We start from the raw sequence: 24,504 nt of genomic DNA, 5'->3' as shown, positions 1-24,504 counted from the left end.
ACCGTCGACGTCGGCCTCTTTGGCCCGGTAGGCAGGTCGGCCACAAAGGCGCGCTTGCGCCACTTGGCCACCGTCTTGAGGTTGATCCCGTAGCGCTTGGCGAGCCCTCTCAGGCTCTCTTGACTATGATGCTCCTATATTGGTCAAGGTCCTGCTGGTGAGGATTGGGCGCTTGATGGGCGACAGAGATAGCCAAAGATCTCGCGGGCTATAAAGCGCTTAAGGCATCGGATGATCTCGGGCTTGCTCTTCCCCTCGGCGGTACGTCGCTTGACGTAGTCAAGGGTGGGCTGGTGAGCGCGCATGCGCACGATGACCACACGGTAGAGGGCGGCATTGGCCTGGCGGTTGCCGCCGCGGTTGAGCCGGTGTCGGCTGGTCTTGCCGCTGGACGCTGGGATCGGGCAGACGCCGCATAGCTTAGCCATGGCTGCCTCGGAGTGGATGCGCTCGCGGTTGTCCCCAACGAGCAGCAGCATCTCGGCAGCGGTGCCCGCGCCCATGCCGTGCGCCTGTACCAGTTCAGGAGCAAGTTGGCTTGTCAGCTGATCGAGATGAGCGTCATGGGTTTTGATTTCTTCGTTGAGGGTCAGCCAGCGCCGGGCGATGGCCCGCAGGCTGGCCTTGGCGGAGGCCGTCGTCGAGGTCAGTGGACCTGGACGCAGAGCAGCGAGGTGGCGGAGCAGCGTCATCTTTCCGGAGATGCTGTCGAGTTGCTCACGCAGCACCGCAGGCGCGCTGACGATAACGGCTCTGAGCGTTTGTATGGCTTGGCTCCGAGCCTTGACCGCGGTGTCACGGGCCACCTTGAGGTGGCGGATCATCTCGACCGCGCTCGTGCCGGGCTTCGGTGCTGCGGTGGCCTGGCCAGCCAGGACGCTGCGGGCGGCACCCTCGGCGTCGAGCGTATCGTCCTTACCTTTCTGGCGTCGCAGCTGGCGATTAGGGTGGTTGACCTCGAACACGGGCTGATCGTGCTCGCACAGGAAGCGGGACAGGCCAGCGCCATAGGAGCTGGTGCCTTCGATGCCAAAGGCGCGAATGACTCCCAGGGACCGAGCCCAAGCCTGCAGAGCTTGGTAGCCTCGACTGTTGGCCGGGATGGTCAGGCTGCCGAGGCGGGCGCCGAGTGCGCTGATCGCCACGGCGGCATGGGTAAGCTTATGGGTATCAACGCCGATGATAATGGCGGTACTGGACGTGGTCTCGCTCATGGTGAGGCGCTCCAAGCCAAACAAAGGGCCTGGCCGTCGAGCGGGCGGACAGAACTGTGATGGGAGGGTGACCCTCAAGCTCCTATGAAGTCACGATCCGCTCGACAGCCAGCTGCAGCCTGGAGGGTCGACACATCAAAGTCATGACACGAAGTCAGCTGTATCGAGGGTCAGACCCTCCAGACCGCACCGATATACTCACAGCTGTATCGCTCGACGGACCGCCGCTGTCGTTGTGGCGCTCCCATGCTGAACTTGGCCCATAGCGCGTCCTTCCACGCCTGCTGGAAGACTGCACCATCAAACCCTGGGATCAAACAGTGATCATCCTTTCGCTCATCACAGCAAGCATCGGGCTGCCGCTTCTCCTGCAGGGGCTGCAGATGCCGGCTGACCAAAGTCAGGTAGAACAAGAGGACCGGGCGCGCGTGGTGGCGGCCCAGGCTGCCATAACAGCGGTGGAACGCACCCAGCATGCGCTGGCCTCAGGGCGGACGGATGCGGACGTGACCGTCGCGGCGGCCGCGCGGATCATGGGGTTTTACCGCTTGCGTATCGACCACCGGAGCGGAGATGGGGAGGAGGCGGCGCTGGCACGGCGTAGCGAGGCGGCGGAACGGGAAATGATGCTCGCAGCGCTGAAGGCCGAGCGGGGCGTCATCACTGGGCTGCTTCGCAGCAGGAGGATTGGCACCGAGACCGCACATCGGCTGATGCGCGAGGTCGATCTCCTCGAACTTCGCTTTGATGGCTGAGTGCCTGGCTGGTCCGGCGCCAAGTCGAGGCGGTGGCCTCGGACATCCGGCCGAAACCGAAGCCTAACCGTCAACCGGGCACGTCCATGCAGCGCCAACCGCATCAACCCGCCTCGGCGATGCGCTAGAGGGTGTAACTGCCCTTGGCGCCCGTCTTGTTCGAGTCGCCCCCGGCCGGATCAGACGGCAGCATGCATTTTCCTGAGTGTGCGCGAAAAAACGTAACGGCTTGGCCACCGTCGGGCCATCCGCCCCGGCGCTTGGCATCTCGCTTTACCGGCGCCACTTACGAGTGGGTGACGCGCGCCTAACCCCGCGTTAGCCTTCGCGGCGAACGTCACGGGAGCGAAGCCATGAGGGTCGGGCTATTCCTCAACACTCAGTTTCCGAAAGGCGATTGCCTGGCCGATTACCTGCCGGAAATGCAGGAGCAGGTGCGTCTGGCCCGTGATTCCGGCTTTCACTCCTTGTGGTTCCCGGACCACTACCTGACCGGCCCGCTACAGATGCCACAGCCCATGCTGCTAGCCGCCTGGCTCATGCGTGAGGCCGAGGGGATGGTGATAGGCCCGAACATCCGTATCCTGCCGTTGCTGAACCCGGTGCAGGTCGCAGAGGAGTCCGCGACCATGGACCTCCTGACGGGCGGCAGGTACGTGCTTGGTGTGGGCCTCGGCTATCGCGAGACGGAGTTTACCGCCTTCGGCGTGCCAATCACCGAGCGCGCTCCACGCCTTGTCGAAAGCATCGCGCTAATGCGCCGTCTGTGGAGCGAGACGGAAGTGACGCACCACGGCAAGTTCTACACAGTGGACAAGGGGAGCCTTGGGAGCACGCCCTTCACACCCGGCGGACCCCCAGTCTATGTCGCCGCAAAGGTTGATCTCGCGGTAAAGCGCGCCGCGCGCATTGGCGATGCTTGGCTTATCGTGAACTCCGACCACCTGGACACGGTGCGCCGGCAGATGGGCATCTACCGCGCTGCGCTGGCGGAATACGGCCGCACGCCGAGAGAGTTCCCGATCGCGCGGGAGTGCTACGTTGGCTCATCTCATGCCACGGCCTACGAGGAATGCCGCGCAGCACTGCGATACAAGTACGCAGCCTATGCCGCCTGGGGCCTTTCCGGACCGGTAACAGGAGATGATGATGTCTCGCTCTTCGGCAAACCCTTCGAAGCCTTTGTAAAGGACCGATTTATCATCGGCGACAAGGTCTCGGTGAAAGAGGAGGTGGCGCGCTACCGTGAGGAGCTCGGGGTGGATCACTTCATCATGCGTGTGCAGTGGCCTGGCTTGCCGCAAGCGCGAGTGTTGGAAAGCATTCGCAGATTGGGGGAGATTTTCGGATAGGTTGACGCGCCCGTCGCTGCTCCGGCTCATGCTATGCGATCCTTGCCCCGTCAACCGCGGGAGATGAGACCTGGAGTGCGAACGGCGCTTCAACCTGCCTCGGCGGCGCGGTAGACGGTGTAGCTACCCTTGGCGCCCTCCTTGCTGGGCCCGACCTGCCGGACCCGCTCAGCGGCTTGGACCGCGATGCCCTGACGCTTCTTCAAACCGGCGAAGAAGCCGCGGACCGTGTGGGCCTGCCAACCGGTGGCTTTGGCGATCTGCGCCACCGTAGCGCCCTCCGGCTTACGCAGCATGGCGAGCACCTGCTGCTGCTTGGTGCCCTCGCGCGGCTTGCGGGGGCCGGCGGTGCGGGATGCTGGTGTGGGTTTGGGCAGGAGCCCGCGCAGCGAGGCTATGGCGTCGGGCAGGTCGGCGCGCTGGCTGACCTCGTCATCCCAGGCGCTGAGGACGCGGTGGGCGGCGTCGCGCAGGCTGGGCGCGTGGAGTGGGCCTGGGCCGCCTCGGTGCCGGTGGGCGCCACCAGCCCCTCCGGCGCCGTAGGAGGCGCCAGCGGTGCGCTACCGGGCTCCTGAGCCGCATCGGCGGGGACCGTGCTGACGGCCTCCGCGTGGTCACCGTCCTCGACTGCGGCATTGACCGGCGTGGCACCGATGATGGCCAGCCCGGCCGCGGTGATGCGCATCGTCGGCCGGGTGCCATCCTGTTGATGCCACCGGAGACCAGCGAACTCGTCAGGCGCCTCGCTTTCCTCGACGTAGTCCTGCTTCAGTAGGCTACTCAGCACCGCCCGGGCAGCGGCGACCGGGAGCTTGTCGGGCGATGCGGCTAGGCGCAGCGGGTGCTGGGCGGCTTCTGCGAGGATGCGGCGGGCGGTGTCAGAGAGGGCCATGTTCGGGGCTCCCAGTGCAGCACCCGACCAGTCGGATGCTACGAGCCCGAGCCCCGCCTTGGAGCCGGACGGGGCGGCGCCGAGTACTCCCGGCGCAACAGCATTCTTTGCTCTGTCCGGAGCGCGCAGCAAGCTTTATCGGGACCTGGGCGTCACCGTGCGCTGGCCGTTGCGATATCCATGACGATCGCCTCTCCGTAGCATGCACGCCGCTATGCTCTGGCCCCTCGCTCCGGTACGCTGACGTCAACTACGGTGCCGACCGGTGGCTTATCTCGGCATCATGCAGGGGAGGAACAGCATGAAGACCTGCCTAAGAATCAGCATCGTACTGGCCGCGCTGCTGGCGGGCAGCATCCCGGCGATTGCGCAACGCTGGCCCACCCAGCCAATCATGCTGGTCAATGGATTTCCGCCCGGTGGTGGCGCCGACATCCTGGCCCGCCTGGTTGCGGGACGGCTGAGCGAGCGTCTCGGTCAGCCAGTCAACGTCGACAACCGAACCGGCGCCAACGGCCTGATTGCTGCAGCGGCAGTGGCCACAGCACGACCTGATGGTCATACCATCCTGCTCTACACCATGAGCATGGCCAGTACCGCGCCAGTCATGCCCGGTGTGACGCTGACCTTTGATCCGGATAAGGACTTGGCACCTGCGGTGATCATCGCGGGCCTCGACAATCTGCTCTATGTTGCAAACAAGACGCCGTTCCGGACAGTGCGTGAAATCATTGATTACGCGAGGGCCAATCCTGACACACTGACCTATGGCTCCTCAGGCGTGGGTAGTTCGTATCAGCTTTGGGCGGCGCAGTTCACGAGCATGGCAGGCATACGGATGCTGCACGTCCCCTTCCGTGGTGGGCCGCCTGCTATCGCCGAGATCATCGCTGGGCGCGTCGACATGATGTTCGGCAACCTTGCCGAGATCCTTCCGCATATTCGCTCCGGCGCCGTCCGCCCGATCGCCTTCACCAGCACGCCGCCATCGCCAGTGCTGCCTGGCGTCCCGACCATCGCGGGGTCCGGACTCCCAGAGTTTCGCGCCGACAACTGGTTCGGTATCGCCGCTCCTGGCCGTACGCCGCGGGAGATCGTCGAGGGCCTGAATGTCGAGATCAACCGGATCGTCGCCATGCCGGAGGTGGCCGAGCAGCTGGTCGGGCTAGGCTACCAGCCGCGCGGTGGTAGTATTGATATGATGGTAGAAACGATCCTACGTGACCGCGCGAAATGGAAGGCAGTCATAGCCGCCAACAATATCCGTGCGGAGTAAGCTCGTCCGTGCAAACGCTCAGTCATCCAAGGCCAGATTCCAACCGAGCCACTCGCAAAGCGCCCGGCCCATGACGAGCTCCAGGTCGCGGCCGCGTAGCCAGGGTAGCTCTTCGGTAAAGAAGGTCACGCATTGCCGGTAGCTGCACGGCATACGAGTGATGTCGGTGCCCCAGAAAAAGCGCTGGGGCCCGAAAGCATCGAAAATGCGGTGCAGACCATCATGCAGGTTCGGGTACGGATAGGGCTGTGTCGAGTAGTGCGGCGCACCGGTCGCCTTCACGGCGACATTGGGCAGCTTTGCCAGTGCTATTAACTCATCCAGCTTGGCAAAGGCCGCATCGTCCTGTGCGGTCCGCACCAGTCCACAATGGTCGATGATGAGTTTCAGGTTCGGATGCGCTTCGGCGACTTTGCGGAACTCCGGTAGGAACAGGCCGGCCATGGTGGCGATGGGCAATCCCTCCCGCTCGGCCGCCGGCCACAGCCAATCAAGCGTGCCATCTCGCAACCAGGCCTGTTGCTCAGCTGTCAGCAAAGCCCAGCGCAGTCCCAGCATTCCGGGCTGGTTCTTCCAACTCTGAATCAGCTTGCGGTTCTCTGGTCTGTCAGGTGGGAACTGGCCCATCACAGCAAAGCGGTCCGGGTACTTTCGTGCAGCTTCTACCGCTAAGTCATTCGAGTTGGGATCCCAACTGCTAGGCGGGTGAATCAGTGCAGCATCTACGCCTGCCTCATCCATCTCCTTCAGCGCCTCCTCCGCAGTAAAGGACGACACCTTACGATGCAGGCCTGAAGGTGCACCGCTGGACCAGATATGAATTTGTGCGTCGACGATTTTCACGCTTCTTCCTCCCTTGACACCAAGGCCATGCCGCTAGCCGCAAGCAACATCCGCCGCCGCATAGCCGTCCCAGCACGAGGCCGAGCCGTTCGGTGACCGACCGCCGACTGTGTCGGCGATCGCACCGGGTGGGTAAGACACCATTATTGTGATCGGGCGCGTAGGCTAGACCGGATCGGCGGCAAGGCCGAGATTTGGTAGAAGGAGCCAGACCAGCGCCGCCAGCGCGATCAATCGCCGCCGCACCGCTGTCATTCCCCGGCGCCAGCGGCCGGCGCAGCCTGCACGGCGTTCGGCCCGAAGCGGTCTCGGAAAGGTGTTGTGTCTATCTCCTCCAGCGTGATCTCTCCGGCAAGAACCCGCCGCTTCCAGTCTTGGTGCTCAGACTCTCGGGAATGGAATTCCGGCATCACTTCTCGCGCAAACAGATCGAGGCTTTCGCAGATATCGGCATGACTGTTCTTGCCGGCCTGATTGAGCAGGATGATCTGGTCGATGTTGGACGCCTCAAACTTGCGCAGCTTGCGGCGGAGGGTCTCCGGCGAGCCGATCAATCCACCGGAGAGGGCCCGTGCCACGGCTTCCGGGTTGGCCCGCTTCCACGCCTCGTACTCGGCCCAGAGGCTAACCGTGCCGGGCTTGGCACGTTCGCGACCCTGAGCCGCGCTGTAGTAACGGAGCGCGAATTGGAAGAAGGTGACGCCATCCGCGCGCCGCCGGGCTTCCTCGTCCGTTTCTGCGCACATGAAATAGCTGACCAGGGCGATGTTGGGGTTGGTCGTGTAGTCGGCCAGCTTATCGAGACGCTTCACATAGCTGTTGTAGTAGGCGCTTACCCAGGCGCGTGCTGCATCAGCGCTCAGGAACTGGAAACCGAGTGCCCCCATGCCACGGCGCCCAGCCATTTCGATCGTCTCCAGCTGGGAACAGGCAACCCAAAGCGGAGGATGAGGTCTCTGCAATGGCTTCGGCAGTACATTCCGCAAAGGGAATTGGAAGTGGGGGCCGTCGTACTCGAAGCCCTCCTCCCGCATCATGGGAATGATGCAGCGCACTGCGTCCTCCCAGATGGCGCGCTTCTCCGCCATAGTGCGGTCGAACGGGGCGAGTTCGGTAATGCTGGCGCCTTCGCCGATGCCGAACTCCACCCGGCCGTCGCTCAGGAGGTCGAGCGTAGCGACCCGCTCCGCGACGCGCGCCGGATGGTTGGTCGTGAGCTGGATGATGCCATGGCCGAGGCGGATGCGGCTTGTGCGCTGACTAGCGGCACCGAGGAATACCTCCGGCGCCGGAGAATGCGAGTATTCCTCGAGGAAGTGGTGCTCAACTTCCCAAGCATAGTCATAGCCGAGCCGGTCTGCGAGTTCGAGTTGGGCGAGTGCATTCCGGTAGAGGTCGCGTTCGCTGGTTGGCCCCCAGGGCTTTGGCAGCTGCAGTTCGTAGAAGATTCCGAACTTCATCCGGAGCTTTCCTCCCTTGTACCAGCCGTCGCGGCGTGATCGGTGGCTCGGCGTTATCGTGACCTCCTGTGGAGGCTGTAAGTCGATATGAGCGGGGTCAAGCGAAATCGGATACCTGTCCGTTAACCACGCCGTCGGCAAAGGTAGACTCGAAATTACCCTTCTGGGCTGATGAACTCTAAAAATCCGTCGTCAGACGCCGAGCTTAACTATCTGTGCAAAATCGCGATCATGCGCTCTCCCGGTACGAGGGCCAGGTTGCCACAATTACAAATTGCGTGGCCGGGATGACGCAGCGCACTTTGGACCGGCTAGACACAACCCAGATACGCAGCCCTACTCCGGCGTAATGCCTGCCTTGCGCATCAGCCCCTCATTCAGCGCGAGGTCTCGGGTGATGCGGGCGCGCATCGCCTGCGGCCCGAGTGGTAGCGGTAGCAGGCCGAACTCCTCAGCCAGGCGCTGGGCCTGCGTGCGGGCGATCGCGGCATGCACTGCCTGTTCCAGCGCGTCTGCGAGTGGCGGTGGGAGGCCGGCGGGCCCTGCCAGGCACCACCAGGCGCTAACCAGGAATTCGGGTAGCCCGAGTTCGCCCATCGTCGGCACCCTCGGCACCGCCGCAAGCCGCTGTTCATGCGGCGCGCCGAGCGCACTCAGCCGCCTCTCCAGCACATGCCCGCGTGCCGGCGCGAAAGTGGTGAACATCATGTCGATGCGGCCTGCGAGGATTTCGGTCAGCGCCGGAGCCGGGCCGCCGAAGGGCACGTGCAGCATCTCGATCCCGCTCCGCTCGCAGAGTTCGAGCATCAGCATATGTGCTGTCGAGCCGACACCCCAGGTGGCGTAGGAGAGCTTGCCGGGCTGGCGCTTCGCCGCCTCAATCACCTCCGCGAAGCTGGTCCAGCGCGGATGCGCCACCAGTAGATAGGCTGAAGCGAAGAGCAGGCTGATATGAGTGAAATCGGTCAGTGGATCATAGCCCAGGTTGCGGTAGGCAAAGGGGGCTTGGGACAGGGCGGAGTTGCTACCGACCAGAAGCGTGCCGCCATCCGGCCGAGCCCGAGCCACGTAGCGCGCGCCGACCGTTGTGGTGGCGCCCGGCTTGTGTTCCATGACGAAGTTGCCACCGAAGGTCTCGCCGAAGCCTTCCTGCAGGATGCGAGCGACGACATCGGTACCGCCTCCCGGAGTGAAGGGGATCACCAGGCTGACGCTGCGGCCGTTCGGCCAGCCCTCTGGGCCCTTACTCTGGGCATCGGCAACCAATGGCGCGGCAAGGGCGCCAACGCCGCCGAGCAGGGCACGGCGGAAGATGTTGCTGCGGTTCATCGGGCCGGCACCATGGAATGCGTGGACGGCACCATACAGTCTAGGACATTAACCATCCGGACTGGCCCTCTCGATCGGCCCGGCAGCTGGGTGCCTGGCTCTTTTCGCTTCTCGCAACCCTAGAGCTGTTGCCGATCGCTGCGAAAGACTGAATCGTCCCCACCTCCCCGGCCAGAGGCATCGGCATCGAGCCTCGGCACTCACTCGATCTAGCCTACCGTCTCGACGGCCGCCGGCAGAGCGGCCGCAGGAGGATAGGCCATGCATCCCACTCGTCGTCGGTTGGCGCCGGTCGCCGCCGCGCTGCTTACCGCGCCATCGCTCGGCCGTGCCGCCGGCTTCCCGGAACGGCCGATCCGCCTCATCGTGCCCTGGGCTGCGGGCGGTTCCACCGACGGCCAAATGCGCGTCTTGGCGGAAATCGCAGGGCGGGAGCTGAGCCAGCCGGTTCTGGTGGAGAACCGTCCCGGCGCGCGTGGGACCTTCGCCGCGCAGATCCTGCACGGGCAGGCCAGGCCCGATGGCTATACGATCGGCCAGATCCATTCGGGCGTTCTGTCGCACCCCTTCATGACGCGCTCCGCGACCTGGGATTCGGTGAACGACTTCACCTATCTCCTGGCGTTAACCGGCTACCTCTCCGGCCTCGTGGTGCGAAGCGAGGCGCGCTGGCGCGATTGGCCATCGCTCATGACGGAGGCACGGGCAAATCCGGGGAAGCTTTCCTTCGGCAGCTCGGGCGTCGGTGGGTTGTCGCACCTCGTCATGGCGCAGCTTCTGGCCGCCGAGCGGGTGGAGATGCTGCATGTGCCCTATCGTGGCGTGGCAGAGACGACGACCGCGCTGCTCTCGGGCCAAGTGGATGCTATCGCCGATTCCAGCGGCTGGGCGCCGCACGTCGATGCCGGGCGGATGCGCATTCTAGCGATCTGGGGCAACGAGCGGCCGAAGCGCTTCCCTGAGGCCCCGGCAATCAGCGAATATGGTCACGATATCGGTGGCATCGCTCCCTATGCACTGGCCGGCCCGAAAGGGATGGATCCGGCGGTGGTGCAACTGCTGCACGATGCCTTCCGCAAGGCGCTGTTCGACCCGGCGCACCAGGCGGCGCTGACGCGCTACGACATGCCGACACTCTATATGAGCGGTGAGGAGTACCGCGCCTGGGTGGCGAAGCGTGTGCCGATCGAGCGCGACCTGATTCGCAAGCTTGGCATCACCTTTGAGGGTGGCTGACACCTGCGGCGCAGGAAAGCGAACGTCACGCTAAGGGCCGCTGTTTTGTGCGGGTGCTGATGCTCGGCGCAGCGGAGACACTGCTCGGCCGCGGCGTGAACTAGCCGACCTTTGAGGTGACGGAGCGGCACGGCACTTCGGTGGCGCTGCAGGTGACAAGCGGCACCTGCGTCGGCCACAGCAGACACCCTCAAGCGCAGTCTTTCCCTGAAGGTTGTGCTACCGAATACCGGCATCGGCTAGAGCGGTTTTCGATCAGTCTGCATCGTAACCTGCGGCGGCGAAGTAGTTGGCGCACTCGGCGGGGGTGAAGGTCTCGATGATGCGACCGATGCTGACCCAGAGGCCACCGATGGTGCGTTCGACAGCTGAGCGGAGCGCGGCCTTGAGCTTGGCGAAAGCGTTCTCGATCGGGTTGAAGTCGGGGCTGTAGGGCGGGAGGTAGAGCAGGCTCGCGCCCGCGGCCTCGATGGCTGCCCTGACACCTGTGCCCTTGTGGCTGCCGAGGTTGTCCATCACGACGATGTCGCCAGGACGCAGCTCGGGCACGAGGACCTGGTCGACATAGGCCTGGAAGAGTTCACCGTTGATCGGCCCGTCCAGCACCATGGGAGCGACCATGCCGGTGTTGCGCAGTCCGGCGACGAAGGTGGTGGTCGACCAATGGCCGTGCGGGATGGCGGCCCGCAGCCGCTCGCCCCGGGGTGCCCGGCCATGGGTGCGGGCCATGTTGGTCGAGGCCCAGGTCTCATCGATAAATACCAGACAATCAGGATCGAGGTCAGGCTGGGCCTCGAACCAAGCCCAGCGCCGCTTCAGGATGTCTGGACGGTTCTGCTCGGCGGCATGCGCCGTCTTTTTTTAAGCGTCAGGCGGTGCCGTTGGAAGAAGCGCCATATCGTCACGATACCCGCTGACACGCCCAGCTTGGCCAACTCCGCTCGGATCTCCTTGAGCGTGATGTCAGACTTCCGGTCCAAGAGGCTTCGGATCAGTGCTCCATGCGCCTCAATATGCTTCGACCGGCGGTCTCCGCCCAGCGGCCCAGGCGCCACAGAGCCCACCTCCCGAGCCAGGATGCACCAGCGGATCGCGCTCGAGACGCTGACCCCAAAGCGAGCCGCTGCCGCACGCCGGGACGTCCCCGCTGCAACGGCAGCCACCACACGCTCCCGCAGGTCCACCGACAACGCCTTCGACATGCTCACCAGCCCTCTCGCAGCGAGCACTGAATCACCTCCCGGCAGCCAGCGAGGTCACAACCGATTCAGTCAGGCAGAAAACCGCTCCAGGTGCCCAGCTTTCCCTGGCGCGGCACCAAGAGGTGGCGGGCAGTGCTGCGCGAGGTCCATGGGTGGACTGCGACCCGGCGGCGCTCTTCCGCACTCGGCAAGATTGTCGTCATCACTCCTCAGCGCAAGCGCCGGCGCGGGTTGACCGGGTTGCTGGAGGCACTAGTAGAGTTAGGCCAAGTGCAGCGCCAGAGCCGACTCCATGCTCGATCCTGTTGGACACCAGCCACCACTGGAAAAGCCCATACCGTTTAGGAGGACGGCGGCCATCTCTCCTCGGCTTGAGCTTACGACTCAACTCCTGATTGGGCTCGCTTTGCTCGGGGTCCTGCAGTTCCATTTGCTGGCATCGCTGCTCGCTGGACTGTTGGTCTACGAACTCGTGCATTCGCTCGCGCCGAGCCACAACAGCCGGTTTGTGCATCGGCGCACTGGCAAGATCATCGTCGTGGCCCTGCTCGCCATCCTTGTCATTGCCGCAATTGGGGGCGCGATCCTGGGGCTCATCTCGCTCTTATCGGGCGGGTCGGAGAACCTGTCCGTTCTCCTCCAGAAAATGGCCGAGGTGATCGAGACAGCTCGCTCTCGTCTCCCGGCTTGGGCGGTCAGCTCTTTCCCGGACGAACCGACCGAGCTGAAGGCCGCGGTAGTCGTTTGGTTGCGCGAGCATGCCGGACAGCTGCGCTCCATCGGCCAGGATGTTTGGCGAGCTCTGCTCCATATTCTCTTTGGTATGATCATTGGCGGGATGATTGCTGTCAGCCGCCAGGCCGGGGATATTGAGCACGGCCCTCTGGTGCACGCGCTGACCGAGAGAACTCGCCTGCTTGGAGCAGCTTTTCGTAGCGTAGTTTTCGCTCAGGTTCGGATCTCGGCGCTGAATACCGCTCTGACGGGCGTTTATCTGCTCATTATCGTTCCCTGGATGGGTATTCAGCTCCCTCTCGGCAAAACTATGGTGGTGGTGACCTTTATCACCGGGCTTCTTCCCGTAATCGGCAATCTGATCTCGAACACTGTGATCGTAGTCGTGAGCCTGAGCGTCTCACCCCTTTTGGCCGTGGGCTCGCTGGGGTTCCTGGTCGTGATCCACAAGCTAGAATATTTTGTGAACGCGCGGGTGATGGGCGGGCAGATCAATGCGCGAGCATGGGAGCTTCTGCTCGCGATGCTGGTGATGGAGGCAATTTTCGGCATACCTGGCGTAATCGCTGCGCCGGTTTACTACGCCTACCTCAAGAACGAGCTCTTGGCGAAGAACCTGATCTGAGGGGACGTGCCTCTTTCAAGGCCGGCTTGGGTGCACTTTAATAAACGCGCCTACCGAGCTCGGTCGGTCGACGTTGGGTATCCTTCGACCCGTGCCTCTGGCGACCTGTCGGACGGGACAGAGACAGGGAAGTGCGGTGCCGGGTCTGCTCCGCCCATGCTAGCGGAAATGCCTCCATTGTGGCGGAAAGGCTGATTCCGTCCGGCTGCCGTCCGTCGAGGATTGCTCCGACGATACGAGGCGGCCCCAGGGTGAGCCGCAGCAGCGTCCCGAGGAAGCCGCGCTCAATCCGCTCGGCCCGACGGAGCAGCGTAAGCGGCCGTTCGAGGCCCTTCTTCCCTCGATGCCTGTGAATGTGGTGGGTCGGTTGGAGGCAGCAGGCTTCCGGACGACGTTATGGATAGCGTTACAGACGACGCGAAGGGTATCGGGTATCGCCGGGTCGAGGTTCTGACGGGGCCTGGCCGGCGGCGGAGTTGGTCGGAGGACGAGAAGGCGCGGATCGTCGCCGAGACGGCCGAGCCCGGCGCGAAGGTGACCGAGGTTGCCCGCCGCTGGCAGGTGAGCCCGCAGCAAGTCTTCGACTGGCGCCGGCAAGCGCGCCGGGCCCTGGTGAGCGCCACCCCGACGGCAGGGCCGAGCTTCGTTCCGGTGGTGGCCGAACCGCCGGCCCCGGTGCCTGAAGCGGCGGCCGCGCCGGTGCGCCAGCCATCATCGATCGAGGTGAAGCTGGCGGGCGCGGTGCTGCGCATCGCGACCGGTACCGACGAGGCCCTGCTGACGACGGTGCTGCGCGCGATCCGGACCTCAGCGGCATGATCGCGCTGCCCGCCGGCGTGCGGATCCTGCTGGCGACCAAGCCGGTGGACTTCCGCCGCGGTGCGCACGCCTTGGCTGCGCTGGCGGCCGCCGAACTGGGCACCGACCCGTTCTCGGGCGTGGTGCTGGTGTTCCGCTCGAAGCGAGCCGACCGGGTGAAGATCCTGACCTGGGACGACAGCGGCCTGGTGTTGGTCTGGAAGCAGCTGGAAGGCGGCGCGTTCCGCTGGCCACCAGTGACGGACGGCGTCATGCGGCTGAGCGCGGTCGAGTTCGCCGCGCTGTTCTCCGGGATCGATTGGCGACGCGTCCAGGCGACGCGAGAGATTCCCAAACCGGGCGCGCCTGCATAGAATTGCCAGGTGATGCGCGCCGCTGACACCGACACGCCGACACTGCCGGAGGATCCCGCAGCACTGCGGGCGCTGCTGCTCGAGGCGCTGGACAAGGTCGACGTTCTGGCATCCCGATGCGACAGCGTGATCGCCGAGCGCGATGCGCTGGTCGAGCAGAATGAGCGCCTGCGCCACCTGCTGCTGAAGCTGCAGCGCCGGCAGTTTGGGCGAAAGTCGGAGCGGCTGACGGATGAGCAGCTGCAATTCGCCTTCGAGGAGATCGAGGCGACGCTGGCCGAGAACGCCGCCGAGGCAGGCAAGCGGTCGCCGGCGGCCCGCGAGCAGCAGAAGCAGCGCCGCCGGGCCGGCCGCGGCCGCCTGCCCGCGCATCTGCCGGAGATCGAGCAGGTGCTGACGCCGGAGGCGACGGCCTGCCCCTGCTGCCAGGGTCCGCTGGTCGAGATCGGCAGCGACACTGCCAGGCGGCTGGACGTGATCCCCGCCCAGTTCCGAACCCTCGTGACCAGGCGCCCCAAGCTGGCCTGCCGCGCCTGCCCCGGCGTCGTGCTGCAGGCTCCCGCGCCCGCTCGCCTGATCGAGGGCGGCATGCCGACCGAGGCGACCGTTGCGCACCTCCTGGTATCGCGCTACGCGGATCACTTGCCGCTTCTGTGATCGGGCCTCTTCCGTCAAGCGCCGAGGATCCACCAAACAGGGCCATGCTTCTGTCCGTGGTCGGCGTGGCCGCCACATGATGCGAAACGAGGAGGCGGACGGCTCCAAATCTGTACCACGTGCTCAAGGCAACTTCGGCAAGTACGAGCTCGTCCCGCCCTCGTCCCTGTTGGGGACCTCTGACGCGGCCGGAGGGGCCGCGCTGGCAGGGGTGGAGAACCGCCTCTATGCCATGGCGGCTTCCTCCCCCGTCTGGGTGGACCAGCGGAACGGCTCATCAGCCTTCCACATGCTGAGCAGCACGACCGCCAGCTTTCGTGCGACGGCGACGCGGGCCTTTTTTGTCCCGCTGCGTCGCGCCAAGCGGACGCCCCAAGCCTTGAGCGCCGACCACCTGGTCACGCGACCCAAAAGGGTCGCCGCGGCCTCGTAGAGCGCCGCGCGCAGGCCAGCGTCTCCTGCCTGGGTGGTTCGACCCATCCGATCGATCTGACCGGACTGGTAGCGGCTTGGCGTCAGCCCCAGCCAGGGCCCTACGTCACGAGCTCTGGGAAACCGTCCGGGATCATCAACCGCGCTTCTGAACGTCAGCGCGACGATCGCGCCGACGCCGGGTGCCGTCATGAGCGTGCGGACTACCGGATCGGCACGTGCTGTCTCGAGCAGCTTTCGGTCAAGCGCGCGTAATTCCTCCAGCAGCGCGTCACGTACGCGCAGCAGCGCCTCCACGACGATCTCGAGCGCCTGGTTGCCTGCAGCAAGTTCCCGGGCTCGCGCTGCCCACTTCGACCGCGTCACCGGTCCCATCTTCAGCCCGAAGTTGCGAAGCGCTGCCCGCATGGAGTTCTCAACCGCGGTCACCTTGTCCACGAGGAACTGGCGTGCGCCCAGCAGTGCGCGGGTCTCCTGCGCCGTAGGCGTCTTCACGTGAACAGCCTTGAACCAACCGAGGCGTACGAGCTGGGCGATGCCGCGCGCGTCATTGCGGTCGGTCTTCACGCGCATGGTGGCCAGTGACGCTCGGACATGCCGCGCCTCCATCACCGTGACCCGGAACCCCTCGCGCGTTAGCCCCGCATGCAGCCACTGCGAGAGGCCGCCGGTTTCAAGGCCGACGTGCTCGACACGTCGGCCCTTGTGCCGAATGAAGCGCGCGATAGCCTCAGGCTCGCTCGGGCATTTGCCCTCCTTGATGATCACCCCGCGCTCGTCAACGATGCAGATGCTCGAGCTGTCGAGCGACACATCAATACCGACAAAAAACTCCATGGACGCCCTCCTTTACCGAGCCCCGTCCGGGGGTGGGTAAGAGATTATCCCAATCAGAGGCAGGCCAGCCCGATCAGCGCATCTCTATCGGCAGGCGCAGATCCTGGCGCGGCAGGGGATCGAGATCAGCCGCGCGGTTCTCGCCGACTGGCTCGGCACAGCAACCCGCGAGATCGCGCCCGTGGTGCAGCGCCTGCATGAGATCCTGCTGACCTCGCCGCGCCTGTTCGCGGACGAGACCACCATGCCGGTGCTCGACCCGGGCCGCGGCCAGACGAAGAAGGGCTACGCCTGGACGCTCGCCCGCGATGACCGGCCCTGGGGCGGCACGGATCCACCAGCCGTGGTGTTCCACTACGCCCCAGGCCGCGGCGCCGAGCACCCGAAGGCGCTGCTGGCGGACTACCAGGGCATCCTGCAGTGCGACGGCTATGCCGCCTACAAGACGCTGGCCGCGGCCAACGAGGGCATCACCCTCGCATTCTGCTGGAGCCACGTGCGCAGGGAGTTCATCGAGCTGGCCAAGGGCAGGACCGCGCCGATCGCCACCGAGACCCTGCAGCGGATTGCCGCGCTCTACGCTGTTGAGGCCGAGATCCGCGGCAAGCCGCCGGAAACCCGGCAGGCTGTCCGGCAGGCAAGGAGCCGACCGCTGGTCGAGGCGCTGTTCGCCTGGCTCGAGGAGCAGCTCGCGCGCCTGCCCGGCGGCAGCCCGACCGCCAAGGCAATCCGCTATCCATTGAACCACCGCGAGGGGCTCTGCCGGTTCCTCGACGATGGCAGGATCGAGCTCGACACGAACGTGGTCGAACGTGCCATCCGGCCCGTGTGTCTGAGCAGGAAAATGCCCTGTTCGCCTCCGGCGATGACGGCGGGGCGCGGTGGTGTGCGGCAGCGTCGCTGGTCGGGACGTGCAAGCTCAATGGCGTCGATCCGCAGCGCTACTTCACCGACCTCCTCACCCGCCTGGTCAACGGCTGGCCCAATGACCGTATTGACGAAGTGATGCCCTGGTGCTGGGCCGACCCGCAGGAGCGGCCAGCCTCAACCGAGGACACCAAGGGCCTGTAGCCGCCGCTTACGGAGCAGCGCCTTGCCCTCATTGGTGCGGCTGTACGAAATGCGATCTCGCGCGTCTATGGCATGACTCTAAATGAGTGCGACATCATGGTCACGGCGCCTTCAAAGCACGGGCGCATGTGACGTGGAAACTCGATCCAGAGCGTCGCAATGATGCTTCCACCCCGAGAGAGGAATGTCCGTCGATAAAAGATGCGGTTTGCCACTAAGCCAGAGAGGACAAACCAGCCGCCGGGAGCGCGTTCATAGGTGATGGTGCCCCGGCTGTTCTCCACGATGTCGCGTTTTGCTTCCTGCAGAAGGTCTTCGAGCGGTTGGCGCATACCGTTGCGCAGGCCTGTCACTATGATGGTGGCCTTGCGGTCGGTGGTCCAAAACTGGGCGCTGTCGCCGTTCTCTGGCACGCTCTCAGGATCGAGGGCGAAGATGGACGGGTAGGTCATGGAAAAGCTGTACCGTGGATTGCGATATAGCATCGGCCGTCCGCCGCGGAGATCCGTGCAGTCTGATATAAAGTTGTCCGCTGCCGTAGCTGCTGCCGCTCTTGCCAGTACAGACAGAGGCCGGTCAGGGTTGGGCGCTTCGGCTTGGTGGCTCAGGACCCGTGCGTCGGCGTCTGGGGTAGGTCCGGTGCGATTGGTCGCCATCGTCGCAGCGCTCGCCGCAACTGCCCGCACATGTGCGGGCAAGTGGGCTCCACCTAGAAGCACTCCATTACGATGAACTCGGTCAAACACCACCCGATTGTAGCTGGCAGGGAACCCACCCTCATACGTCCATATCTCGTCACCGCGTCTACACTCCACTCGAACGCGTCGAATGGTACGCCGAGCGTGGTTCTCGGCAGTGCAATTGAAGTGTTGGTTGGTGAGGGTCTGGAAGAAGCTTCTCGCAGTTCCGGCTTCTGTCTCCTGGGTGCCGACCACAACCATCGGGATCGGCAACGAGAGCGTGCTGTGCTGAGCCCACGTCATTGGGTTGCTTGCCAGAGCGCTTGACGAGATACCTGTAACTAACAGTCCAATGATTGGTGCGGGCTGAACCATGCTCGGGCAACACTAGTGTCACCTTTGGCTGGTGCTTCCACAAGATGCCGTGGGAGGTGCCTTTACGGGACCAACCGCATAGCGTGAGCCGGGGCAGCATTGGGCTAGCACCAACCCGCCTTGGCGATACGGTAGATGCTGTAGCTGCCCTTGGTGCCCTCCTTACCCGGGCCGACCTGCTGGACGCGCTCAGCCGCCTCGACCGCGAGGCCCTAACGCTTCTTCAAGGCAGCGAAGAAGCCCCTGACCGGACGCAGCAGGAGCAAGGCGGCGACACCATCTCGCTGCGCCGAAGTCCGAGCCGAACCTCCTGGCGCAGCGGCGGCTATGACCGCTCCCGCATAGAGATAACGAACGTTAGGACACGACCATGCGCGATCATGGAGTGGCGCCGGCCCCGTCACGGGCTACGGCCGGCGAGTCCTCCTGCCCCAGCCCAGGGATGTGGCCGGGCTTGAGGGCGAACTCGAGCAACAGCGCGCCGGGGTCGATGTCGGGCGAGGCGCGGCCGAGCAACCGGAGCAGGGTCCAGTCGTCGCCCGCAACCAGCCGGTGGCCGCCGCCTCGCACCTCGTACATCAACGTGCGGACCCCGGCGGCACAGCCGGTTGCCGCGTGGATCAAGACATCGGGCTGTGTGCCATGCCCGCGTCGGGGCATCGGCCGCGCTGACGCGAGCCCGGCGCAGCGGTTTGCCCGGCGCCAGAAGTCGAAGCTCGCGGGCACCGACATGCGCTGCTGCAGGCTCACGATACCCCCGAGCGTCACCTCGCCCGTCCAGCGCACCACCGGGTCGGCAGTGCCGGCCACCATGAGAAAGTTCAACGGCCGCGCCGGACGGCAGTCCTGATTGGCCTCGAGCGGCATGGTCGCCAGAAAGACGGCTACTGACGCCAAGCGGTCGGCGCGTGAGCATGCGTAGCGCAGCGCCATCATGCCGCCGCTCGAGATCCCAACAATGTGGATGGCGGCCGGGTCAGCGGTGCCATCCGCAACAAGGGCGGCAATCAGCGCATCAAGGAAGGCGAGGTCATCGCCCACCGCCGAGAGTGGGCGCGACAACGCCTGAGAAAGCGAACCGTCGCTCCAGACCAGCCCCTCGGCATCGGGAAAGGCGAGCGCCACCTCGGCGCGGCGTGCCATGTCCTGCAGCTCCAGCTCGCTGCGCGCAAGCGTCCCGCTGAACATAGCCGCGTGCAGGATGACGAGCAGGGGACGACGCTCACCTCCCTGCCGCGCAGGGCGGTCGACTGTGGCCCGCCTTTCGATACCATGACTTACCAAAGAAAGCTGTGCGCCTCGGTCGCAGGCAGACATTAGCAACGCAGCCAGCGCCGCCGCTGCTTGCACTACGGCGCCGGCGCGGCGCGGCCTGGGCCGCGTCGGTCCGGGGAGGTAGTCTGGCGCAACCAGCGGTGCACTTCCTCGCCGTTCTGCCCTAGCCTGAAACCCGGAGGCGGGCCGGACATGTGATGGATGGCCTGCGAACGCCGTCTCCGCAATGCGGACCTTACGTCTCGACGCGGAAGCCAACCTTCAGGCTGACCTGGTACTGCGTCACCTTACCGTCCTGCACGCGGCCGCGGATTTCGCCGACCTCAAACCACTCGATGTGGCGGAGCGTTTTGGCCGCGCGCGCGATTGCAGTCTCGATGGCCTTGGTCACCGACTCTTTGGAACTGCCGACGAGATCGGTCTTACGGTAGACGTGGTCGTCTTGCACTGGTCGTCTCCTTGGTGATCCGCCCATTCGCCCGACCAGAGCACCCTATCTGTCCAAGACCTTCAGGAATTGTACGTTGGCGTTGGCGGAGGACATGCAGAGCAATCGGTCGAGCGCAGCAATAGAATGGCGGCACGAGCCATCACTCTAGAAGCATTTTCGGAGCGACAGCGGCGGTTAGGTGCGATTGCAAGAAAAGGTCCGGAGCGGGATTGGGCAAGCGGTTAGTCACCACGCTGGATCCCTGAGGTGGGCCGGACTGCCCCAGCGTCGCCACTGGTGAGATTCCTCCCCATCCCTGATCTAGGGCCTGTCAGAGCTTAGCTCTGGTCACGGAGGCGTGTTCACCGCCCCACCCGGTGTGCTGCCTAATGCAGACGCTGGGGCAAGGGAGTTTAATGTCATGCCAGCCTTTATCTGCAACGCCTGCGGCACGCAGTATCCGCCTTCCGACGCGCCGCCCGGTGCGTGCCTGCTGTGCACCGACGAGCGGCAGTTCATCCCAGCGGGGGGGCAGGCCTGGACCACCCTGGAGCGTCTGCGGGCTGGCTACAGCAACAAGTTCCGCCGCCTTGCACCCGGCCTCACCACCATCGAAACCACTCCGGCGTTCGGCATCGGCCAGCGCGCGATCTTAGCGAGCACGCCGGCGGGCAACGTGCTGTGGGACTGCATCGCCCTGGTGGACGAGGCCACAGTTGACATCCTGCAAGGGCTAGGCGGCGTCAGAGCGATAGCGATCTCCCACCCGCACTATTACACCACCATGCTGGAATGGAGCCGCGCGCTGTGCGGCGTGCCGATCCACCTGCACGCCGCCGACCGCGAATGGGTGATGCGGCCAGACCCCGCGGTGCAGTTCTGGGAGGACGACAGCAAGCCCCTCGCGCCCGGTCTCACCCTGATCCGGCTGGGCGGCCACTTCGCCGGTGGCACCGTGCTGCACTGGGAGGACTGGGAAGGCCGCGGCGTGCTGCTCTCGGGCGACATTCTCCAGGTGGTGCCCAGCGGCCACGTCAGCTTCATGTGGTCCTACCCGAACCTCATCCCGCTTTCCGCTGCTAGGGTGCAGCGTATGGCGGCGATCCTGGAGCCGTTCGCCTTCGACGCGGTCTACGGCTCCTTCTCGGGCCGGAGCCAGATCGACGTGAACGGCAAGCAGGTGGTCGCGGTGTCGGCCGCACGCTACGTCGTGCGGGCCAACGAGGCATAGCCGCGGCCAAGCGCCACGTCGGCTCGAGGCCTGTTGAAGGCTGAAGGGTGCCGCTACGGCGCAGCAGGGTGAGCACCAGCTGCTGCTTGGTGCCCTCGCGCGGCTTGCGCGGGCCCGCGGGTCGGGGGGCCGGGGCAGGCTTGACCAGGATGGCGCGGAGGGTGGCGATGGCGTCCGGCAGGCCGGCACGCTCGCCGGCCTCGTCGTCCCAGGCGGCGAGGACGCCGTGGGCGATGTCGCGCAGCCTGGGGCGCGTAGAGGGCGCCTGGACGACTTCTGCACCGGCGGCGCGACCAGCCCCGCCGGCGCCGTAGGAGGCGCCAGCGGTGCGCTACGGGGCTCCTGCGCGGTGTCGCCGGGGAACGTGGCGGCGGCGTCCGCCTGCTTCGGATTGTCAGCGGTGATGAGGTCGGTGGCGGCGTTGAGCGCCCGCTGTGCCTCCGCCTGCTCCGGGTCTCCCTCGGCCGCGTCCATCGCAGTGGTGTCCGCCGGCGGCGCACCGATGGCGGCCAGCCCCGCCTCGGTGACCCGGATCATCGCCCAGGCACCATCCTGTCGGCGCCAGCCGAGGCCGATGTACTCCATCGGCGCTGCGCACTCCTCGACGTAGCCCTGCTTGAGCAGGCTGCTCAGCACAGCCTGGGCAGCGGCAGCAGGCAGCCTGTCGGGCGGCGCAGCCAGCCGCAGCGGGTGCTGGACGGCTTCGACGAGGATACGGCGGGCGGTATCGGAGAGGGCCATGTCGGGCTCCTGGGTTCGGCACCCGATCAGCCAGGTGCTACTACCCAGAACCCCGCCGAGAAGCCGGTCGGGGCAGTGCGCTGGCGTCTACCACGGCGCGTGTCCGACCATTGGCTCTGCGCCGGCCGCAAGCCAAGCGGATAGTTGGATCATCTGCTTGTTTAGTCGAACTGGCTAGGTTGCAGGCCGGCTGCTTGCCGGTACCCGCATGCCGCCGTGCTCCGGCACCGGTATTCCGGGCGGAGTGCCGCGGAGTGCGGGTCTTGGGCAGTTGCTAACCGACCTATGCTCAACCAAGCACAGACTCGCCAAGGCGTGTCACTGTCAGGCATGCTGCCGCTCACAAGAAGAGCCAGTTCCGGGAGGGACACGCCTTGCAGCGTCGCGCGCTCATTGGGGGGCTGCTCGCAGCCCCCGCTATATCAGGGCTGGTCCTCGCACAGGATGCGGTATGGCCCGCTCGCCCGATCCGCTTGCTCGTCGGCTGGCCACCAGGCGGCTCGGTCGACATCCTCGCCCGAATCCTGCAGCTGCGCTTACAGGCGGTCCTTGGCCAGCCCGTCGTAGTCGAGAACCGTCCCGGCGCCACAGGTTCGGTCGGGGCGGCAGAGGTCGCCCGCTCAGCGGCCGATGGCCACACATGGCTGCTAGCGGTCGACAGCCATACGATCATCCCCTCGATTATGACGCTCCCGTACGACACGCGGCGAGACTTCACGCCGTTAACGCTCATCGGGCGAGGGCCACTGGTCGTCACGGCCCATCCCTCAACTCCCTGGCGCAGCTTCCAGGACCTCGTGGCTACGGCGCGCGAGCGGCCGCCGGGATCGCTCCACTATGCAACCGCCGGCATCGGCACCCTGATGCACATGGCCATGGTTCAGCTTAGCAATCTGGCTGGGGTGCAGTTGACCCATGTGCCCTACCGCGGCGGCGCCCCAGCGTTGCAGGATGCCCTTTCGGGACAGATCCCACTTTTCGTCACCAATGCTCCAGTCGGCGGGCCGCATGTCCGCAATGGGGCGCTCAAAGGGCTTGGGGTAACCACACGTGCGTCCTGGCGCGACCTGCCCGGTGTGCTGAGCTTCCATGAGCAGGGTTTCACCGGCTTCGAGGCGCCGACCTGGTGGGCGGTCTTCGCCCCGGCGGGAGTGCCCGAGGCGATCAGGCGACGGATGGAGACGACCCTGGCGGGCATCCTCGCGGAACCCGAGGTGCGAACGCGGGTCGAGGCGCAGGGTATGGATGTACTTGTGATGTCGGGCGAAAGCTTCGCCCTCTTCCACGACAATGAGATCGAGCGCTGGGGCCGTGTGGTGCGCGAGAATGGCATTCGGGCCGATAGCTGAGCGGCATGGGCGCCACGGCAGCGGACTACGCTCGAAACACCGGGCCTTCCTCAACGTAGCCACTCTCGAGCAGGCTGCGGAGCACGTTATTGCAGGCGACCACTGTGCGTACTCGATGCTGGCGGGCGTCGGCGCGAACACGGAAGGCGGTGTCGGAACAGGCCAGGTCGGTGCTCCTGATACAGCTCCCGACCAGCCGGGTGCTACTGCCCAGAGCCCCGCCGAGGATCTGGGCGGGGCGAGGCACCGGAATGCATTGCGGTGCGATAGACCATTCGCTCTGCGCCTGGCTGAAGTGAAGCGGAATCCACCGGCCCGCCGGTTCACCAACGGCCATGCCTAGCAGCGTGTGGAGCGGAATCTGTAAAGCAGTCCACCGCAGACGCGCGGGAAGGGCGGTACAGCTCGCTGGTGACCGGGGCCGTGCATGGCGGGGCTCGGCGATAAGCAGAGAGCGCAGATGCTGCCGAACTTCGAACATATCGTTCAAATCCGTGATTGGCGACTTCTGGCGCTAACGCAATTATTAAGTGTGGATAGGCACTTTTGATTAACTTGGTATCAGACTAAACTCTGCCTTTTGCCGCTGAATGGAAACGGACGCTTCAAAGCAGTTGCTTGGTGCAAGAGCTTTCACTCTACTAACTGGATAAAGGGGCTGCAAACAGGTCCCAGTGCAGGGAGAAGCTCAATGACAGTACCATCAATGGACTTCTGGTTCACCATGGGAAGCACTTACACGTACCTCACCGTGAGTCGGATCGAGAACGTGGCCCGCGCTGCAGGTGTCTCTGTCCGGATGAGGATTTTCAAGAATGTTCTCGCCCTTACGGGCGCCGTGCAACTTCCGTTCCTGCCGGATACCCCGAAGATGACCTACATGCGGCGCGACATCGAGCGCCGCGCGCAGAAGCTTGGCTTAGCGGCTAGCTTTCCCTTTCCCTACCCGGCGCCAAACCCGCAACGTGCAAACCGTGTGGCAACGATCGGCATGCGCGAAGGTTGGGGGCCTGCCTATGTCCGTGCTGCGTACCGACACTGGTTTGAGCACGGTATCGGCAGCGGCGGCGATGAGAACCTCCGATTGGCCCTCACGGACTGTCAGCAGGGTCATGACATTGCCCGCATCCTAGCTTTGGCCGAAAGCAACGAGATCGTCGATGAGATCAACTGCGCGACGGAGGAAGCGCGGGGTCTCGGGCTGTTTGGATCGCCCAGCTTCGTCGTGAATAAGGAGGTGTTCTGGGGCGACGATCATTTGGAAGATGCGATCCACTGGGCTAAGCATGGTCGCCTGTAACACGCGCTCCAAGCTTTCATCTGCCGGACCACCAC

Annotated in this window: 22 protein-coding genes and 2 pseudogenes; 12 read left to right on the top strand and 12 right to left on the bottom strand. The window is 65.0% G+C overall.

Annotation, left to right across the window (positions count from 1 at the left end; all coding sequences use genetic code 11):
• Nucleotides 1-128 (bottom strand): annotated as a pseudogene (locus JMJ55_RS19185) (IS481 family transposase); the annotation flags it as partial.
• 15 nt (nucleotides 129-143) lie between these two features.
• Nucleotides 144-1,214, bottom strand: coding sequence for an IS110 family RNA-guided transposase (locus JMJ55_RS19180; RefSeq protein ID WP_202827197.1), 1,071 nt, complete (start codon nucleotides 1,212-1,214; stop codon nucleotides 144-146).
• 320 nt (nucleotides 1,215-1,534) lie between these two features.
• On the opposite strand from JMJ55_RS19180, the gene JMJ55_RS19175 reads away from it, so the two are divergent.
• On the top strand, nucleotides 1,535-1,969 hold the full coding sequence (locus JMJ55_RS19175; RefSeq protein WP_202827196.1) for a hypothetical protein: 435 nt from the start codon (nucleotides 1,535-1,537) through the stop codon (nucleotides 1,967-1,969).
• Between the two features lie 353 nt (nucleotides 1,970-2,322).
• Nucleotides 2,323-3,321 carry an LLM class flavin-dependent oxidoreductase gene (locus tag JMJ55_RS19170; RefSeq protein ID WP_202827195.1) on the top strand — a complete coding sequence of 333 codons (999 nt, stop codon included), beginning with the start codon at nucleotides 2,323-2,325 and terminating at the stop codon, nucleotides 3,319-3,321.
• A gap of 89 nt (nucleotides 3,322-3,410) precedes the next feature.
• Here JMJ55_RS19170 and JMJ55_RS19165 read toward each other — a convergent pair whose 3' ends face one another.
• The gene (locus JMJ55_RS19165) at nucleotides 3,411-3,698 is read right to left on the bottom strand and encodes a DUF3489 domain-containing protein (protein ID WP_268885357.1); all 288 of its coding nucleotides are present in this window, start codon (nucleotides 3,696-3,698) and stop codon (nucleotides 3,411-3,413) included.
• 17 nt (nucleotides 3,699-3,715) lie between these two features.
• The gene (locus JMJ55_RS19160) at nucleotides 3,716-4,213 is read right to left on the bottom strand and encodes a hypothetical protein (protein ID WP_202827193.1); all 498 of its coding nucleotides are present in this window, start codon (nucleotides 4,211-4,213) and stop codon (nucleotides 3,716-3,718) included.
• 301 nt (nucleotides 4,214-4,514) lie between these two features.
• Between JMJ55_RS19160 and JMJ55_RS19155 the strand changes: the two genes are divergently transcribed.
• Nucleotides 4,515-5,489, top strand: coding sequence for a Bug family tripartite tricarboxylate transporter substrate binding protein (locus tag JMJ55_RS19155; RefSeq protein ID WP_202827192.1), 975 nt, complete (start codon nucleotides 4,515-4,517; stop codon nucleotides 5,487-5,489).
• A gap of 18 nt (nucleotides 5,490-5,507) precedes the next feature.
• Here JMJ55_RS19155 and JMJ55_RS19150 read toward each other — a convergent pair whose 3' ends face one another.
• The 3 genes from JMJ55_RS19150 to JMJ55_RS19140 form a co-directional block, all read right to left on the bottom strand.
• The gene (locus tag JMJ55_RS19150; protein ID WP_202827191.1) at nucleotides 5,508-6,332 is read right to left on the bottom strand and encodes an amidohydrolase family protein; all 825 of its coding nucleotides are present in this window, start codon (nucleotides 6,330-6,332) and stop codon (nucleotides 5,508-5,510) included.
• Nucleotides 6,333-6,583: 251 nt separating this feature from the next.
• Nucleotides 6,584-7,792 carry an LLM class flavin-dependent oxidoreductase gene (locus JMJ55_RS19145; protein WP_202827190.1) on the bottom strand — a complete coding sequence of 403 codons (1,209 nt, stop codon included), beginning with the start codon at nucleotides 7,790-7,792 and terminating at the stop codon, nucleotides 6,584-6,586.
• A gap of 336 nt (nucleotides 7,793-8,128) precedes the next feature.
• Nucleotides 8,129-9,121 (bottom strand): Bug family tripartite tricarboxylate transporter substrate binding protein, encoded by a 993-nt coding sequence (locus JMJ55_RS19140; protein ID WP_202827189.1) that lies wholly within the window; start codon nucleotides 9,119-9,121, stop codon nucleotides 8,129-8,131.
• 261 nt (nucleotides 9,122-9,382) lie between these two features.
• On the opposite strand from JMJ55_RS19140, the gene JMJ55_RS19135 reads away from it, so the two are divergent.
• A complete protein-coding gene (locus tag JMJ55_RS19135; RefSeq protein ID WP_202827188.1) occupies nucleotides 9,383-10,357 on the top strand; it encodes a Bug family tripartite tricarboxylate transporter substrate binding protein in 975 nt (324 codons plus the stop codon).
• Between the two features lie 255 nt (nucleotides 10,358-10,612).
• Here the strand turns inward: JMJ55_RS19135 and JMJ55_RS19130 are convergent.
• Nucleotides 10,613-11,559, bottom strand: a protein-coding gene (locus JMJ55_RS19130; protein WP_202827187.1) for an IS630 family transposase whose coding sequence is annotated in 2 segments (ribosomal slippage) — nucleotides 10,613-11,220 and nucleotides 11,220-11,559 — 948 coding nt in all. Because the reading frame shifts where the segments join, the coding sequence is not laid out codon by codon here.
• Nucleotides 11,560-11,851: 292 nt separating this feature from the next.
• Here JMJ55_RS19130 and JMJ55_RS19125 point away from each other — a divergent pair.
• The 4 genes from JMJ55_RS19125 to JMJ55_RS19110 all read left to right on the top strand — a co-directional run bounded on the left by JMJ55_RS19125 (nucleotide 11,852) and on the right by JMJ55_RS19110 (nucleotide 14,748).
• Nucleotides 11,852-12,919, top strand: coding sequence for an AI-2E family transporter (locus JMJ55_RS19125; protein ID WP_202827186.1), 1,068 nt, complete (start codon nucleotides 11,852-11,854; stop codon nucleotides 12,917-12,919).
• A gap of 396 nt (nucleotides 12,920-13,315) precedes the next feature.
• Nucleotides 13,316-13,738 carry an IS66-like element accessory protein TnpA gene (gene tnpA, locus JMJ55_RS19120; protein WP_202827185.1) on the top strand — a complete coding sequence of 141 codons (423 nt, stop codon included), beginning with the start codon at nucleotides 13,316-13,318 and terminating at the stop codon, nucleotides 13,736-13,738.
• Nucleotides 13,735-14,091 carry an IS66 family insertion sequence element accessory protein TnpB gene (gene tnpB / locus JMJ55_RS19115; protein ID WP_202827184.1) on the top strand — a complete coding sequence of 119 codons (357 nt, stop codon included), beginning with the start codon at nucleotides 13,735-13,737 and terminating at the stop codon, nucleotides 14,089-14,091. The genes tnpA and tnpB overlap by 4 nt, the downstream gene beginning before the upstream one ends.
• Nucleotides 14,092-14,103: 12 nt before the next feature.
• Nucleotides 14,104-14,748: an IS66 family transposase zinc-finger binding domain-containing protein gene (locus JMJ55_RS19110; RefSeq protein ID WP_202827183.1), complete on the top strand. Its 645-nt coding sequence runs from the start codon at nucleotides 14,104-14,106 to the stop codon at nucleotides 14,746-14,748.
• Between the two features lie 225 nt (nucleotides 14,749-14,973).
• Here JMJ55_RS19110 and JMJ55_RS19105 read toward each other — a convergent pair whose 3' ends face one another.
• The gene (locus JMJ55_RS19105) at nucleotides 14,974-16,017 is read right to left on the bottom strand and encodes an IS110 family RNA-guided transposase (RefSeq protein WP_202827182.1); all 1,044 of its coding nucleotides are present in this window, start codon (nucleotides 16,015-16,017) and stop codon (nucleotides 14,974-14,976) included.
• Between the two features lie 82 nt (nucleotides 16,018-16,099).
• Here JMJ55_RS19105 and tnpC point away from each other — a divergent pair.
• Nucleotides 16,100-17,088 (top strand): annotated as a pseudogene (gene tnpC, locus JMJ55_RS19100) (IS66 family transposase); the annotation flags it as partial.
• A 65-nt stretch (nucleotides 17,089-17,153) separates the two neighbouring features.
• Here tnpC and JMJ55_RS19095 read toward each other — a convergent pair.
• The 3 genes from JMJ55_RS19095 to JMJ55_RS19085 all read right to left on the bottom strand — a co-directional run bounded on the left by JMJ55_RS19095 (nucleotide 17,154) and on the right by JMJ55_RS19085 (nucleotide 19,866).
• Nucleotides 17,154-17,540, bottom strand: coding sequence for a hypothetical protein (locus tag JMJ55_RS19095; RefSeq protein ID WP_202827181.1), 387 nt, complete (start codon nucleotides 17,538-17,540; stop codon nucleotides 17,154-17,156).
• A 981-nt stretch (nucleotides 17,541-18,521) separates the two neighbouring features.
• A complete protein-coding gene (locus JMJ55_RS19090) occupies nucleotides 18,522-19,286 on the bottom strand; it encodes an alpha/beta hydrolase family esterase (RefSeq protein WP_202827180.1) in 765 nt (254 codons plus the stop codon).
• Nucleotides 19,287-19,653: 367 nt separating this feature from the next.
• Nucleotides 19,654-19,866: a dodecin gene (locus JMJ55_RS19085; RefSeq protein ID WP_202827179.1), complete on the bottom strand. Its 213-nt coding sequence runs from the start codon at nucleotides 19,864-19,866 to the stop codon at nucleotides 19,654-19,656.
• A 403-nt stretch (nucleotides 19,867-20,269) separates the two neighbouring features.
• On the opposite strand from JMJ55_RS19085, the gene JMJ55_RS19080 reads away from it, so the two are divergent.
• From JMJ55_RS19080 to JMJ55_RS19070, 3 genes are all read left to right on the top strand, one after another.
• Nucleotides 20,270-21,079, top strand: a complete 810-nt coding sequence (locus JMJ55_RS19080; RefSeq protein ID WP_202827178.1) for an MBL fold metallo-hydrolase — start codon at nucleotides 20,270-20,272, stop codon at nucleotides 21,077-21,079.
• Nucleotides 21,080-22,194: 1,115 nt separating this feature from the next.
• Nucleotides 22,195-23,169: a Bug family tripartite tricarboxylate transporter substrate binding protein gene (locus JMJ55_RS19075; RefSeq protein ID WP_202827177.1), complete on the top strand. Its 975-nt coding sequence runs from the start codon at nucleotides 22,195-22,197 to the stop codon at nucleotides 23,167-23,169.
• 706 nt (nucleotides 23,170-23,875) lie between these two features.
• Nucleotides 23,876-24,469, top strand: a complete 594-nt coding sequence (locus JMJ55_RS19070; RefSeq protein ID WP_202827176.1) for a 2-hydroxychromene-2-carboxylate isomerase — start codon at nucleotides 23,876-23,878, stop codon at nucleotides 24,467-24,469.
• The last annotated feature ends 35 nt before the right edge of the window (nucleotides 24,470-24,504 follow it).

The sequence above is a fragment of the Belnapia mucosa genome (assembly GCF_016775475.1).
GTDB lineage: Bacteria > Pseudomonadota > Alphaproteobacteria > Acetobacterales > Acetobacteraceae > Belnapia > Belnapia mucosa.
This window is presented reverse-complemented; position numbering and strand designations above follow the sequence as displayed.

Bases quoted from the DNA above. Each gene is read 5' to 3' on its own strand.
- JMJ55_RS19140 (WP_202827189.1), bottom strand. From the start codon at position 9,121: ATGAACCGCAGCAACATCTTCCGCCGTGCCCTGCTCGGCGGCGTTGGC.
- JMJ55_RS19070 (WP_202827176.1), top strand. From the start codon at position 23,876: ATGGACTTCTGGTTCACCATGGGAAGCACTTACACGTACCTCACCGTG.
- JMJ55_RS19170 (WP_202827195.1), top strand. From the start codon at position 2,323: ATGAGGGTCGGGCTATTCCTCAACACTCAGTTTCCGAAAGGCGATTGC.
- JMJ55_RS19095 (WP_202827181.1), bottom strand. From the start codon at position 17,540: ATGACCTACCCGTCCATCTTCGCCCTCGATCCTGAGAGCGTGCCAGAG.
- JMJ55_RS19160 (WP_202827193.1), bottom strand. From the start codon at position 4,213: ATGGCCCTCTCTGACACCGCCCGCCGCATCCTCGCAGAAGCCGCCCAG.
- tnpA (WP_202827185.1), top strand. From the start codon at position 13,316: ATGGATAGCGTTACAGACGACGCGAAGGGTATCGGGTATCGCCGGGTC.
- JMJ55_RS19135 (WP_202827188.1), top strand. From the start codon at position 9,383: ATGCATCCCACTCGTCGTCGGTTGGCGCCGGTCGCCGCCGCGCTGCTT.
- JMJ55_RS19145 (WP_202827190.1), bottom strand. From the start codon at position 7,792: ATGAAGTTCGGAATCTTCTACGAACTGCAGCTGCCAAAGCCCTGGGGG.
- JMJ55_RS19105 (WP_202827182.1), bottom strand. From the start codon at position 16,017: ATGGAGTTTTTTGTCGGTATTGATGTGTCGCTCGACAGCTCGAGCATC.
- JMJ55_RS19080 (WP_202827178.1), top strand. From the start codon at position 20,270: ATGCCAGCCTTTATCTGCAACGCCTGCGGCACGCAGTATCCGCCTTCC.
- JMJ55_RS19180 (WP_202827197.1), bottom strand. From the start codon at position 1,214: ATGAGCGAGACCACGTCCAGTACCGCCATTATCATCGGCGTTGATACC.
- tnpB (WP_202827184.1), top strand. From the start codon at position 13,735: ATGATCGCGCTGCCCGCCGGCGTGCGGATCCTGCTGGCGACCAAGCCG.
- JMJ55_RS19125 (WP_202827186.1), top strand. From the start codon at position 11,852: ATGCTCGATCCTGTTGGACACCAGCCACCACTGGAAAAGCCCATACCG.
- JMJ55_RS19155 (WP_202827192.1), top strand. From the start codon at position 4,515: ATGAAGACCTGCCTAAGAATCAGCATCGTACTGGCCGCGCTGCTGGCG.
- JMJ55_RS19090 (WP_202827180.1), bottom strand. From the start codon at position 19,286: ATGGCACGCCGCGCCGAGGTGGCGCTCGCCTTTCCCGATGCCGAGGGG.
- JMJ55_RS19110 (WP_202827183.1), top strand. From the start codon at position 14,104: ATGCGCGCCGCTGACACCGACACGCCGACACTGCCGGAGGATCCCGCA.